At 62.4% G+C, this 13587-nt stretch carries 14 protein-coding genes; 2 read left to right on the top strand and 12 right to left on the bottom strand.

Features of this window, described 5'->3' with window-relative positions; all coding sequences use genetic code 11:
* Positions 1-368: 368 nt before the first annotated feature.
* The 5 genes from ACFQDL_RS29680 to ACFQDL_RS29700 all read right to left on the bottom strand — a co-directional run bounded on the left by ACFQDL_RS29680 (position 369) and on the right by ACFQDL_RS29700 (position 4218).
* A complete protein-coding gene (locus ACFQDL_RS29680) occupies positions 369-530 on the bottom strand; it encodes a hypothetical protein (protein ID WP_379912461.1) in 162 nt (53 codons plus the stop codon).
* 73 nt (positions 531-603) lie between these two features.
* Complete coding sequence (locus ACFQDL_RS29685) at positions 604-1398, bottom strand: aldehyde dehydrogenase family protein (RefSeq protein ID WP_379912463.1); 795 nt, start codon at positions 1396-1398, stop codon at positions 604-606.
* A gap of 8 nt (positions 1399-1406) precedes the next feature.
* Complete coding sequence (locus ACFQDL_RS29690) at positions 1407-1547, bottom strand: hypothetical protein (RefSeq protein WP_379912465.1); 141 nt, start codon at positions 1545-1547, stop codon at positions 1407-1409.
* Positions 1532-3769 (bottom strand): bifunctional proline dehydrogenase/L-glutamate gamma-semialdehyde dehydrogenase PutA, encoded by a 2238-nt coding sequence (gene putA, locus ACFQDL_RS29695; RefSeq protein ID WP_379912467.1) that lies wholly within the window; start codon positions 3767-3769, stop codon positions 1532-1534. Before putA ends, ACFQDL_RS29690 begins: the two co-directional genes overlap by 16 nt.
* Positions 3715-4218, bottom strand: coding sequence for a hypothetical protein (locus ACFQDL_RS29700; RefSeq protein ID WP_379912468.1), 504 nt, complete (start codon positions 4216-4218; stop codon positions 3715-3717). Before ACFQDL_RS29700 ends, putA begins: the two co-directional genes overlap by 55 nt.
* Positions 4219-4789: 571 nt before the next feature.
* Here ACFQDL_RS29700 and ACFQDL_RS29705 point away from each other — a divergent pair.
* Positions 4790-5245: an Lrp/AsnC family transcriptional regulator gene (locus ACFQDL_RS29705; protein ID WP_379912470.1), complete on the top strand. Its 456-nt coding sequence runs from the start codon at positions 4790-4792 to the stop codon at positions 5243-5245.
* 436 nt (positions 5246-5681) lie between these two features.
* Here the strand turns inward: ACFQDL_RS29705 and ACFQDL_RS29710 are convergent, their stop codons facing one another.
* The 3 genes from ACFQDL_RS29710 to lhpI all read right to left on the bottom strand — a co-directional run bounded on the left by ACFQDL_RS29710 (position 5682) and on the right by lhpI (position 9503).
* Complete coding sequence (locus ACFQDL_RS29710) at positions 5682-6959, bottom strand: NAD(P)/FAD-dependent oxidoreductase (protein ID WP_379912472.1); 1278 nt, start codon at positions 6957-6959, stop codon at positions 5682-5684.
* Positions 6959-8443 (bottom strand): Na+/H+ antiporter NhaC, encoded by a 1485-nt coding sequence (nhaC, locus tag ACFQDL_RS29715; protein ID WP_379912474.1) that lies wholly within the window; start codon positions 8441-8443, stop codon positions 6959-6961. The genes ACFQDL_RS29710 and nhaC overlap by 1 nt, the downstream gene beginning before the upstream one ends.
* Before the next feature lie 103 nt (positions 8444-8546).
* Positions 8547-9503, bottom strand: coding sequence for a bifunctional Delta(1)-pyrroline-2-carboxylate/Delta(1)-piperideine-2-carboxylate reductase (gene lhpI, locus ACFQDL_RS29720; RefSeq protein ID WP_379912476.1), 957 nt, complete (start codon positions 9501-9503; stop codon positions 8547-8549).
* Positions 9504-9626: 123 nt separating this feature from the next.
* Here lhpI and ACFQDL_RS29725 point away from each other — a divergent pair, with 123 nt between their 5' ends.
* Entirely contained in the window at positions 9627-10427 is an 801-nt protein-coding gene (locus ACFQDL_RS29725; protein WP_379912477.1) for a helix-turn-helix domain-containing protein, read from the top strand.
* A gap of 4 nt (positions 10428-10431) precedes the next feature.
* Here ACFQDL_RS29725 and ACFQDL_RS29730 read toward each other — a convergent pair whose 3' ends face one another.
* From ACFQDL_RS29730 to ACFQDL_RS29745, 4 genes are all read right to left on the bottom strand, one after another.
* On the bottom strand, positions 10432-10611 hold the full coding sequence (locus ACFQDL_RS29730; protein WP_379912478.1) for a hypothetical protein: 180 nt from the start codon (positions 10609-10611) through the stop codon (positions 10432-10434).
* 89 nt (positions 10612-10700) lie between these two features.
* Positions 10701-11114 (bottom strand): class I SAM-dependent methyltransferase, encoded by a 414-nt coding sequence (locus ACFQDL_RS29735; protein WP_379912480.1) that lies wholly within the window; start codon positions 11112-11114, stop codon positions 10701-10703.
* Positions 11115-11251: 137 nt separating this feature from the next.
* Positions 11252-12028 carry an NAD(P)-binding domain-containing protein gene (locus ACFQDL_RS29740; RefSeq protein WP_379912482.1) on the bottom strand — a complete coding sequence of 259 codons (777 nt, stop codon included), beginning with the start codon at positions 12026-12028 and terminating at the stop codon, positions 11252-11254.
* 273 nt (positions 12029-12301) lie between these two features.
* Complete coding sequence (locus ACFQDL_RS29745) at positions 12302-13408, bottom strand: malate dehydrogenase (RefSeq protein ID WP_379912486.1); 1107 nt, start codon at positions 13406-13408, stop codon at positions 12302-12304.
* Between the last annotated feature and the right edge of the window lie 179 nt (positions 13409-13587).

A 13587-nucleotide genomic window follows, 5' to 3' on the forward strand; every position in this document is an offset into this window, starting at 1 on the left:
ATTGCAGTTTCTGTTGTTGTTGTAATTGAAAACGATATGATCGCCCCTCGTGACAGGTCCCCTCGATGGTGGCCATCACGGCATTGCACTCTTTCACCCGCTCGAGTCCCGAAAGGAACAGACGCCGATAACGCAGATGCAGTGCCGGCCGATCAAATCCGCTGGCAATTAAATGACGAAAAAATGGCCCTCCTGTTTTATTAACCTGGCGTGCAAATAGGTTCCCTACCTATTTGCACATCACCCGCGGAAACGGGCGCAGGTGCGCGGACATGCTGGTTTCCGTGGCGTTCGCATTGACCTGCGGCCAATGATGAAGCATCCCTGCTTCATGTATTAACCCGCCGGGTTAATATTGATAAAAAACGTCAGTTGGAAGATCGGATAAAGCCGGGTTCATCGCCGTCCTGGTCATGCGACGAAACCCAGGACTTCAATCGCCTGTTGATGACTTCTTCGTTCGATCGATTATGTTTTTCAGCGCCGGCGCCCGACCGGGTCAGGGCGGCATCCGAGGATGAGTTTTCCATGGTCAACTCCCGTTGATGAAAGGGACGACTGAGCCCCCACCCCTCGGGGCGGGGCTCAGTCATCCGGTGCTTTTTACTCCGACGCGGCGATCAGGCTGGCATTGCCGCCGGCCGCCGTGGTATCGACGCACAGGTGGCGCTCGATCACGTAGCGTTCGGCGCCATCCCGCCCGCTGAGCAGCGGCAGCAAAGCGCCGTTCCGTCGCGATAGGGCGACACGGTACTGGCGCAGCACCGCTTCGGGCGCCGAGCTGACGACGGCTTCGAAGCCGTCCACGGTTTCCAGCGCAGCGGCCTGCAGCAAGCCGTCGATCCCGATGACCGGAATACCGGTGGCGGTGGCCGACGACAGGGCCTTTTCCGCGTCCGGTGCCACGACGATCGCGGCATTGCCCTGCGACAGGGCGAGTCCGGCCTGCTTCAGCGCCGCGTCCAGATCGGGCCCCAGACAGACCACGACCCCGCGCGGACAGCAGCGCAGCAGGTTGAGCTCACCGGTCGGCCCCGGCAGCTCTTCCGGTTCGGCATCCAGCGCCGCCGGTACGCTGCCGAAGATCGGCTGCAGCCGCTGCGCCCGGTCCTGTTCCCTGACCCAGACACTGCTGTCCAGGCGCCCGATCGCCCGCTGCAGCTGGTCGGCCGCGACGGTTTGCGCGCCGGACAGTTCGACGGCGGCACCGGCACCGGACGTCATGAAACGGCGCACGTACATCGGGCCGCCGGCCTTGGGACCGGTACCCGAGAGCCCTTCACCGCCGAAGGGCTGCGAGCCGACAATGGCGCCGATCTGGTTGCGGTTGACGTAGGTGTTGCCAACCCTGATGCGGCTGACGATCCGCTCGACCCGCTTGTCGACGCGGGTATGCAAGCCGAAGGTCAGGCCGAAGCCCTGGCATTGATCTGGTCCACCACCTGGTCGATCTCGTCCGCCTCGAAGGTGGCGACATGCAGCACCGGCCCGAAGATTTCCTCTTCCAGTTCGTGGATGCCGTCGAGCCGGATCACCGTCGGCGGCACGAAGAGCCCCTCTTCGGGCTTGGCCAGCGCTTGAGCACGCGCCCCTCGCGTTCGAACTTGTCGCAGTGCGCCTCGATACCCCGACGGGCAGCCTCGTCGATCACCGGGCCGACGTCGGTCGACAGCAGCCAGGGATCGCCGACCCGCAGCTCGTCCATGGCGCCGAACAGCATCTCCAGCAGGTGATCGGCGATATCCTTCTGCACATAGAGCATGCGCAGCGCCGAGCAGCGCTGACCGGCACTCTGGAACGAGGACGCCAGCACATCGCGCACCACCTGCTCCGGCAGCGCCGTCGAATCGACGATCATCGCGTTGAGACCGCCGGTTTCGGCGATCAGCGGCGCATCCGGCGCCATGGATTCGGCCATCACCTTGTTGATGTGCTGCGCCGTACCGGTCGAGCCGGTGAAGCAGACGCCGGCGATACGCGGATCGGAGGTCAGCGCCGCACCCACGGTGCTGCCGCTGCCCGGCAACAGCTGAACGGCGTCTTTCGGAATCCCGGCTTCGTGCATCAGTTCGACCGCACGGGTGGCGATCAGCGCGGTCTGGCCGGCCGGCTTGGCGATCACCGCGTTGCCCGCTGCCAGTGCCGCCAGGACCTGACCGGCGAAAATCGCCAGCGGAAAGTTCCACGGCGAGATACAAGCGATCACACCTCTTCCCGCGCCGAATGCCTGATTGCGAATGGCTTCGTTGGGGTAGTAGCGGGCAAAGTCGACCGCTTCGCGGATCTCGGCGACGGCATCCAGCAGACTCTTGCCGGCTTCACGGGTCGCCAGCGTGAACAGCTCGGCCGCATTCGCCTCGAACAGGTCGCCGACACGGCGGATACGGGCCGCCCGCTCCTCGGCCGGCAGCGACGACCAGGCCTCGAAACCTGCCTGGGATGTCGCGATAGCACCTTCGATATCGTCCGCGGACGCCTGAGTCAGGTAACCGACCAGATCAGAGGGTTTTGCCGGGTTGCGCACTTCCGTGACCCTGTCGCTGCGGACTTCGCAGCCGAGCACCGGGCCGCCCTGCCATTGCCGGGTTTTGAACGGTGCACGTGCGCTTTCGATCGCGTCGATCTCCACCGGGTCGGTATGGTCCCAGCCCCTGGCGTTCAGGCGCTTTTCGCCGTAAATCGCTTTGGGCAGCGCAATCGCCTTGCTGGACAGCGAATCCCCCAGGGCTTCGACGGTATCGAAGGGATCGCGGGCGATCTCTTCGGGCTGGATGCGGGTATCGACGATCTGGTTGACGAAGGAGCTGTTGGCGCCGTTCTCCAGCAGACGCCGGACCAGATAGGCCAGCAGGTCCTGGTGGGCGCCCACCGGCGCATAGATACGGCAGCGCGCCTGGCCCTTGCTGACGATGGCATCGTGCAGCGACTCGCCCATGCCGTGCAGGCGCTGGAACTCGAAGCAGTCGCGCCCCTGGGCAAGCTCCAGGATGGCCGATACCGAATGGGCATTGTGCGTCGCGAACTGCGGGTAGATGCGGTCGGTCATGGCCAGCAGTTTCCTGGCGCAGGCGATATAGGACAGATCGCTGTTGACCTTGCGGGTGAACACCGGGAAATCTTTCAGCCCCATGACCTGGGCACGCTTGATTTCGGCATCCCAGTAGGCGCCTTTCACCAGGCGCACCATGATGCGGCGGTCGAGCTTTGTGGACAGCGCGTAGAGCCAGTCGAGCACGTGCGCGGCACGCTTGCCGAAAGCCTGTACCACGACGCCAAAGCCGTCCCAACCCGCCAGCGACGGATCGGACAGCACCGCTTCGATCACGTCCAGGGAGATATCCAGCCGGTCGGCCTCTTCGGCGTCGATATTGAAGCCCATGTTGGCGGCCCGGGCCTTTCGCGCCAGCTCCAGCGCACGGGGCACCAGCTCGTCCATCACCCGGTCTTTCTGACCGAACTCGTAACGCGCGTGCAGTGCCGACAGCTTGACCGAAATGCCGGGATTCCGGCGGATCTCGTCATGGCTGCAGGCCGGTGCCAGCGACTCGATCGCATTGGCATAGGCGCGCAGATAGCGCCGGGCGTCGGCATCAGTACGGGCCGCTTCACCGAGCATATCGTAGGAGTAGGTATAGCCGCGGGACTCGTATTTTTTGGCGCGCTTGAGCGCTTCGTCGATATCTCGGCCGAGCACGAACTGGCGACCCATCTCCTTCATCGCCTGCGCCACGGCGGTACGCACCACCGGCTCGCCCAGACGCTTGACCATGCCACGCAGGGTCGTTGCCAGCCCTGCTGATCGACCGGCGACAGCAGCCGGCCGGTCAGCAGCAGGCCCCAGGTCGCGCTGTTGATCAGCGACGACTTGGACTTGCCGCGGTGGCCGCCCCAGTTGCCCGACGAGATCTTGTCTTCGATCAGCGCATCGATGGTGATCTTGTCCGGCACGCGCAGCAGCGCTTCGGCCAGGCACATCAGGGCCACGCCCTCCCGGGTCGTCAGACCGTACTGCGCCAGGAACTTTTCCATCATGGTCGGCGTGGAGTTGGCCCGCACATCCCTTACCAGGGCAGCGGCCCGCTCCGAAATGCGGGAACGAACGTCCGGGGAGATGCCGGCGTCGGCGGCCAGTGTCTTGACGACCGCAGATTCATCCGCCAGATAATGACTGCGAATAGTCTCGCGGCAAGCGGTCATCGACAGTGCTTTATTGTTCATCCGCCCGTTCTCCTGTGTGACGAGTTATCGATTGAACCATTCTACCGGGCTGGATTAGGTCTTTTTTCCTATTTATTGCCTTCCCTTAGATATTTGTTATTTTAATTTCTATTTATTTATTCTTATCGACAACAAAAATTAACCTAAATAGAGAATATGCCTCAGCCACTTCGAATCGGTACGCCCAAGGCGGGTACTCTCACGGCATGGGCGACTGTGGCGCAGACGAGCGTCACCCCGCTGTCCGCCGCCCCCAGGGCAATCGCACTATCACGAGGCAATGACAAGATCGTCAGGGTCGATGTGGTCGGGCCTGTCTGACACGCCGTGAACTCGTCCCTGAGGGCTCGTCTGCCGCCAGGGAGGGCGGCAGTCGAGCGGTCAGGGACGACGTAAAGCGTGTCGCCCGGAAACGGTACCGCCGGCCCGGACTGGCACTCACAGTCGTCAGGTAGTGCGATTGCCCTGCCGCCGTCCCCCGGATGGCTTTCTCCGGGCGGAACCGGGCTGTAGACTATTAGGCGGCCAACAATCCCGGAAGACGGCAAATCAACTGTCAGATGAAGCGATCATGGACAAAGTGGACCGGATAGACCTGAAGATCATCGACGAGCTCCAGCGCAATGCCAGGATCACGGTCACGGAACTTGCCTCCCGGGTCGGCCTGTCGAAAACGCCCTGCCAGTTGCGCATGCGTCGCCTGGAGGAGCAGGGCTATATCACGGGATATACCGCCCTGGTGGACCAGAGCAAGCTGGGGCTCGATCACATCGCCTTTGTACAGGTGACACTGAACAACACCAGCAGCAAGGCACTGGCCGCCTTCAACGAAGCCGTCAAAAAGGTCGCGGAAGTGGAGCAGTGCCACATGATTGCAGGCGGCTTCGATTACCTGCTGAAGATACGCACCCGGGACATGGCGTCCTATCGCACGGTACTGGGCGAGAAGCTCTCCACGCTGCCGCACGTTCTGCAGACGACAACCTTTGTGGTCATGGAAAATGTCAAGGATTTCGGGCTTGATTGAGCCGGAGGACTATTAACCCTAGTGTACCGTATGCCACGCACGTATGGATGCTGAGCGGCCACGCCACGGAAACGGGCGCAGGTGCGCGGACATGCTGGTTCCCGTGGCTTGGCGTGCAAACAGGTTCCCCTGTTTGCACGCCAGGTTGATAAGAACACCTTAATTGAGAGGAAGCAGAAGCTCATGTCCCACGACCTTGTCGATCAGGCCATAGGGTACTTTGTACTGTTTTCCCCTGAACTTGACCACCGCATATTCAAAGCACATTTTTATAATCGTACATTCGAGAATATTGCTGCCATCCGAAATGCGGACAATATTGTAGTTGTGAAGAATAAGGGCCATTGTCATTCCTGCTGTTTAGATGACGTTTTTTGACCGTTCTGCCCTGGCGAGACCGCGAAACAGGCCCAGGAGCAGCCGGCACGAGGCCGGCTCAGAACCGGGAGACACGGTAAGGCTTCGGATCCAGTCGTGGTTGCCTGCCGGCCATCAGACTGACCACAAGCTCGGCGCTGATCGCCGCCTGGGTCAGGCCCAGATGCTGATTGCCAAAGGCGAACAGCAAACGGTCATGCTGCGGGTGGCGGTCGATCACCGGCAGCGAGTCGGGCAGCGTCGGCCGGTGCCCCATCCACTCGGTGGTTTCGACGGCCGGACCGGCCAGCTCCGGCAACAGTGCCTCGCTGTGGCGGCGCAGGGTTTCGTAACGGCGCCGAAACGGCTTCAGCGTCAAGCCGCCGAGTTCGGTAAAACCGACCGCGCGCAATCCGGACTGTAGCGGACTCATGACGAATCGCCGCTCCGCCGAGCCGATCGGATGCTGCAGGGTATTGGCGCCGGCGGCAAAACTAAGATGGTAGCCCCGCTCGGCTTCCAACGGCACCTCGAGACCGACACTCTGCAACAGCGCTTTGCTCCAGGCCCCGGCACAAATGACAGCCCGGTCGAAACGCAGCGCGCCCGCATCGGTGTCCAGCGCCATCCCGTCCTCTCCGGGCCGCAGCGCCCTGACCGACTGCTGCAGATAGACGCCGCCACGGGCCTCGAAGGCGGCAAACAGCGCCTGACAGAGTTGATAGGGTTCCCGTACCTGACAGGCCTCGGGGAAGTACAGCGCATGACTGACGGTAGCGACCAGCGCTGGCTCCAGTTCCGCCAGCCGGGCCCCCTGCACCAGCTCGGCAGGAATGTCCCACTGGCGCAGATAGTCGGCATGGAGGCGGGCGTCGTCGAGCCGGTCCGGCGACTCCCAGACCAGCAGGTAGCCGGATCGGCACAGCTGTTCGCCGGCGCCGATATCCTCGAGGCAGCGCTGCCAGGCCGGAACCGCCGCCCGATTGAGCGCAACCAGCCCCTGCCGGGAGCGGGCGGCCTGCGACGGGCGGGCCGCCAGGACGAAACGCGCCAGCCAGGGCAGGATGCGGTGCAGATAGCCCAGCGGCAGCGCCAGCGGACCGTCGGGCTTGAGCCACATCGACATAGCCGAACGCAGTGTTTTCCCGGTGGACAGCGGCTCGATCAGCTCGGTGGCAAGATACCCGGCATTGCCGAACGAAGCACCCTTCCCGGGCGCCTCCCGATCGATCAGGGTAACCGTGTATCCCTGGCGCTGAGCTTCCAGCGCGGTACAGAGCCCGACCACCCCGGCGCCGACGATGGCCACCGTACCGGACCGGCTGCCAGGCTTGGTTGCATGACCGGGTTTCTGCATCAGACCACCCCTTTTGCCGTTTGCGCAGCGTCACTGTTATTCACCAGCGCGTCCCGGGCCTGCATTTCGCTGTCATCGGCACGCCGCGAAAACCAGCCGGTCTGGGCATAGAGAATACCGATGGCCGGCGACAGCCAGCAGGCAAAGGCCAGCGGCGCATACAGCAGGTTGCTGAAATCGCCCGATACGGCCGTCAGCCCCAGGGCTCCCATGACAAAGGCTCCGCCGGCATTCCAGGGAATCAGTGGCGACACCAGGGTACCGCCCTCTTCGATCGCGCGGGACAGGTTGAGGCGGCTGTAACCGAGCTTGTTGTATTCCGGCCCGTACATCCGGCCCGGCAGCGCGATCGACAGGTAGACGTCACCGGACACCGCATTGGTCGCCACCGAGGTCAGAATCGCATTGGTCTGCAGCCCGCGGAAACCACGGGTCAGTTTCATGATGGCACTGACCACCGACTCCAGGCAGCGGGTGCGTTCCAGCGCGCCGCCGAAGGCCAGGGCGAACATCATCAGCGTGACCACCCAGGTCATTGACGTGACGCCGCCACGGTTCAGCAGGCTGTCGAGCGCATCCGAACCACTGCTGATCTTGAAGCCGCTGTGAGCGAAGGTGAAGACTTCGTTGAGACCGTAGCCGTAGTTGATCGCGGCCACCAGTGCGCCAAGCACGAAACCGGTAAAGAGCGCTGGAATCGGCGACACCTTGAAGAACGCCAGCGCCATCACCGCCAGCAGCGGTATCAGCGGCAGAATGCCGAGGTCGAAGTGGCTGGCGAGCCCTTCCTTGTACAGGGTGATCTGCTCGAGCTGGGAGGCGTCGACGCCGGACTGCCCGCCGACCAGCAGATAGATCACGAAAGAGATGACCATGGCAGGAATGGTGGTCGGCATCATGTTGCGGATATGGTCGAAGACATTGGTTTCGGTGACGGCCGCCGCCAGGTTGGTGGTATCGGACAGCGGCGAGATCTTGTCGCCGAAGAAGGATCCGGAAACGACGGCACCCGCCGTCCAGTAAAGCGGAATACCGAAGGCAGTTCCGATCCCGACCAGCGCCAGGCCGATGGTGCCGACCGTGGTCCAGCTCGAACCGATCGACAGCGACACCACCGAACAGAGCAACATCGAGGCAGCCAGGAACCAGGACGGGTCGATCAGCTCCAGACCGTAGTAGATCAGCATCGGTACCGTACCGCTGGCGATCCAGGTGCTGACCAGCATGCCGACGATAATCAGCGTCGCGATCGACGGCATTGCCACGTGCAGCACGTGGAAAGCGCCGGATTCGATATCCTTCCAGCGCCACCCCTGGGACCATCCCACCAGCCCGGTGATGGCGAAGCCGACGGCCAGGGCGATATGGGGCGTGAAGTCGTCGTAATAAAAGATCTGCAGACCCAGCAGACCGATCGTCAGCACGACGGGTATCAGTGCGACCCAGAGGTTGGGCATCTCGATTTGGGGGGCTTGTTGTTTCATGTCCAGAACTCCGCAAGATGAGAGATCGCGGTCTTCATCTCTTTGTTATTGTCGATCGAAATAAAAAAAGGCCTGCCATTCAAGCGAAGCCCAAGAGGTACTGTCAGCCCTGGTTCCGGTAGGCCAGAATGGCGGCGGCGAGATCTTCGCGGGAATCGCCGACGGACTTGAACAGGGTAATGGCATTTTCGGGGCCCGCCAGCGCGGCACGCCCGGCATGCAGGCCCCGGCACAACTCGGAGAATTCAGCGATGACCTTGTCAGCCGTGATGACACCTTCGCGGATCGGGATAATCAGGTCGCCGGTTTCGCTCAGCGCGCCGGCCCGGGTATCGACGAAAACGGCGCAGCGCTGCATCGCGGCATTGTCCGTCTCGCGCATCGTCGGGGTGAAGCTGCCGACCAGATCGAGATGGGCGCCGGCCTTCAGCCAGTCTCCGGATATCACCGGTTCCGTTGCCAGGGTGGCGCAACTGACGATGTCTGCACTGCCTGCAGCCTTCTGCAACTGGTCGACCGGGCAGACACGGGCATCGATATCGGCGTCCCGAAGTTCCGCTACCAGTGCCTCGGATGCTGCGTCGTTGCGATCCCAGACGCTGACACGGCTGACCGGACGCACGCTCATATGCGCAGGGATCAGACGGCGTCCCATGCGGCCGGCCCCGACCATCAGCAGCTCGCGGCTGTCCTCGCGGGACAGGTAACGGGACGCCAGCGCTGAGGCTGCGGCGGTTCGGCGGGCGGTCAGTTCGTTACCCTCGAGCAGTGCCAGCGAATTTCCGGTCTTGCCGCAGCTGAGCAGGTAATGGCTGCTGAGGCCCGGCATATTGCGGGCGCTGTTGCCCGGAAAGACGTTGACCTGCTTCACGCCCAGGTATTCGCCCGGGATCCAGGCCGGCATCAGCAGCAGCGTGGCCTCCGGCTCCCCTGGCACCTCGACAGAGTGGTGATGCCGCACCGGCGAACAGACATCGTCGCGGGAAAAGACATCGCGAAGCGATTCGATCATGAGGTTCCAGGGCAGCGCATCGCGGACCTGCTCGGCATTCAGTTGCATCTCGGCTTCTCCTGTTGGTAACCTGTCATAGCATGGTAACGAAACCGGACGTCCTGCCATTGACCGAGACTCTGGAGCCCCATACCCAGACTACGAAACTTCCCTTCCAGTGCGGATTCGTCGATGAATAACAGCCAGGCGCGGCGCAATCTGATCGCGCGACAGAGCGGAGAACACCGCCATGAACATGCCCAGGTGCTGTTCGGCTGGCGTGGCCGCATGGATTGCCGCTTCGACGATACAGCCGGACGCCTTGCCAGCGGCAATGCGGCGCTGGTCCCGGCCTCGGCCGGTCATCTCTATGAAGGGTTGAACGACCACAGCGAACTGCTGGTGATCGATGTATCCCTCGCCGACCCCTATATCGCCTCGCTCGAAAGCGCCTGCGGGTTGAGCCTCGGGGAAACACTGTTCCAGCGTCCCGAGATCGTTTCGCTGGACGCGGACTCGCTGCCGCTGCTGGATTTCGCCGCCGCCCAACTCAAACACGGGACCGACCAGGGCAGTCCACTGGTCAGTTGCCAGCTGGTCTCGCTGTTCATGACGCAGCTGTGTCAGCTCTACCTGAGCGGAACGCCGCAACCGGCTTGCCGGACACGCCTCGATGCTGCCGAACTGAACCGTTTTATCGACCAGCGTCTCGACACACCGCCGGGCAATGCGGCAATGGCACAGGCGATGAATCTCAGCGAAAGCCATTTCTACCACCTGTGCCAGCGTCAATTCGGCGTCACGCCGCAGCAGTACCTGATGAACCGCCGGCTGCAGCATGCCCGGACGCTGCTGCTCGAAAGCCGGATGCCGCTGGCGGCCCTGGCGCTGGAAGTCGGTTTCGCCGACGCCTCGAGCTTTTCGCGCGCCTTCAAGAACCGCTTCAACGAGACGCCGGGCAGGACCCGGCAGCTGCATCAGGGGCTGGGCTGATCGGTCAGCCCGCCGGAACGACACCGTTAGCCGGCGCAGCCCGCCGGTAACTCAGGATCTGTCCCTTGAAGGGCGCACTCAGATAGTCCGGATTGTCCGGCGGGCTTTGGCTGTGGGCATAGCCGAGGCCGACCATGCGTTTGCTGAAACGCGCATGGTTGCCGCGCCCCGGATCGACCAGCACCACTTCGCAGACGGGTCTGGCATGCCTCTCGATGAAGTCGGCGAGCAGCTCGACATGTTCACGCTCGTAGAGCAGATCACTGCCGACGATCAGGTCGAAGCGACCCAGTCCGCAGTCGGGATCGGCCCAGCCGGTGCGGAAAAAGGGAATCTCGCCCCCTGATTGAGGCGGACGTTCTCGCGTAGGAAATTGCCGGCTTCGGGGTGATAGTCCGTCGCCGTGATATCGGCGTGACGGTGATTGAGCACCAGGCTGGTCAGACCGATGCCGCAGCCCACTTCGAGAATTCGCTTGCCGGCGATTTCGTAATCCAGCATCGCATGGGCCAGCACTTCACCTGACGCCCAGACAATACCGAAAAGAGACCAGTTGGCGGAGTGGATCCCGAGCTTTTCGGCCACGCCGCCGGCATCGAGATACTGCTGCAGGTCGCGCAGGGTTCTGAGATGAATATCGACGTCGCCAAACTCGAGTGTCTGGTAACGGAAACGCAGCACGGACATGGATCACCCTCGGTACGATGGTACGCAGCAGTGATCAGGCGAATGAATTTCGCTACGTGTGTAGACCTTCAGCATACTCGCTTTGCGGAACAGCGACCAATGGAATCCGGATCCGCACGGCGATCAGGCCATCGGGCTCAGTCGTCAGACTCCGGCTGCAGCCGCTGATGCAGCCGTTCGCAGGCCCCGGCCCAGGGCGCGAATGCCCCGCTGGCCTTGAGATGATCCAGGCCCAGACGGGTCAGGGTATTGGGTGTCGCGATGCCATCGCTCAGCTGGCCGAGACTCAGGTCCGTTCTTCCGGCCCCCAGCGCGGCCGCGCCTGCGGTGGCGCTCAGCGTCAGCTCACGCGCCTTTTCGGGCGGCAGCCCCTTCTGCTCCAGCCAGCCGCTGACGGTCGCGAACAGGTCCAGCAGCCAGCCGTTGTAACAGGCGGCGACAGTGGCCAGCTCGAACTGCTCTTCGGCCTGCAGCTGAACAACCGTTCCCAGCGGCGCGAACAACCCTGCCACCTCTTCGTTTTCCGGGAAGATCGGAACGGCGCCGGCACCGAACTCGGCACAGGAGAGCGGCATCGCCCGGACCAGGCGAATGGCGCCCGATGCTCCGGCGAAACGGTCTGCGCCAACACCGGCGATACAGGAGATCACCAGCTGATGGTCGCGGAAGCGGCATTCCGCCAGCACCGAATCGAGGATTTCGGGCCGAACGCAGAGCAGGACCCAGTCCGCATGATCGATGACGGCCTGGTTCGAGCCCATCACCTCGCAGCCATGGGTGTCGGCCAGGCCGGCAGCCACCTCCCGGTTGCGTGGCGAGACCAGAATGCGACGATCATCGCCGCCGTTGCGCAGGCCGGCAACGGTATAGCTGGCCAGATGGCCGGCGCCGATTATTCCAAGCGTTGCGGTCATGGAGGAAACTCCCAATAGCACTGCGATCTATCCGAAATCTGGAGGGTGGAACCCGCGTACGACTCCATGGACGGAGTAGGTAGTGCGAAGCTGGATGCCCAAGCCGAGCAATTCCAACGGCACCAAAGGTGAATCAGGCGTTTCGCACCTTGATCCACCCTACAGACTGTAAGCTGCAGGGTACGCGTGACGAAAAGACAGTCGCCCTCGACCTGCCACCCATTTACGAAACGCCCGCCGTTATGGCGGGCGCGGTTTACAGCGGGTTCTGGCCTACAGCACCCTGTTCGTAGTGCTGTAGCGCGACTTTTCGTCGGGGCCGGTGTTGTCGGAATAGAGCGTCACGGTCTGACCGGAACGCAGGCAGATCGAGAGGTTCTCGTGGGACTCGGCGGTTTCCTTCGGCAGCAGGTGTTCGATCATCGATTTTTCGTCGAGCAGCTCGGCCTCGGTTTTAGCCATCCGTTCACGGCTGAAGGCATCGATTTCGAGTCCCTGAATGATCTGGTAGCGGCCGTAGTTGCAGCGTACCGGGAAGGAGTAGATGATCCCCTTCTCAATGCCGTAGCTGCCGTCGCTGACGATACCCATGCTGATGAATTCACCAGGCTCCGTGCCCAGAGTCCAGTCACGCATGTGGTCGGTAATCGCCTGGGCGGCCGAGGGCGCACTGGATACGCCGCGCGCCTTGATGATCTCGCCGCCGCGGTTCTGGACCTGCGGAATGTAATCGTTGGCATACCAGTCCTGGCTGATCTCCTCCATCGCCGGATGACCGTGAATGGTGGCGTGACTGAGGTCGGGGTACTGGGTCGGGGAATGGTTGCCCCAGATGATGACGCGGCTGATGTCCTTCGGGTTGGCGCCGGTCTGGGTCGCGAGGATACCGCGGGCGCGGTTCTGGTCGAGACGGGTCAGGCAGGTAAACTGAGACGGGCTCAGGTCGGGGGCGTTGCGGCTGGCAATCAGGGCATTGGTATTGGCCGGGTTGCCGACCACCAGCACTTTGACGTCACGGTTGGCGTGATCGTTCAGCGCCTTGCCCTGGCGACTGAAGATCTCGGCGTTGACCTCGAGCAGATCGCGACGCTCCATGCCCGGGCCGCGCGGACGCGCACCGATCAGCAGTGCGTAGTGGGCGTTGCTGAAGCCCTCTTCGACATTGTCGTGCAGCGTGATGGTATGCAGCAGCGGATAGGCGCAGTCCTCGAGCTCCATCGCAATACCACGCAGCGCTTCGATCGCCTGAGGCACCTCGATCAACTGCAGAATTACCGGCTGGTCCTTGCCCATCATCTCTCCGGCGGCGATCTTGAACAGCAGGTTGCTGGCAATGCTGCCGGCCGCGCCGGTGATGGCGATACGTACGGGTCTTCTCATGGTTATCCCCTTCCTGTTTCTAGTCTCGGTAAAGCCTGATATAGATCTACTAATACCAAAGTCGAAAGGTTAATGTAAGCGCCGAATCCGACGCCTTGATGACAAACCCCGGTCAAAGCTTAAAAATAGATCAGAATCAGTCCGTTGACGGGATTATTTCGGTTCCTCGTAAAAATGTA

Source organism: Marinobacterium aestuariivivens (assembly GCF_042661465.1).
Lineage (GTDB): Bacteria > Pseudomonadota > Gammaproteobacteria > Pseudomonadales > Balneatricaceae > Marinobacterium_A > Marinobacterium_A aestuariivivens.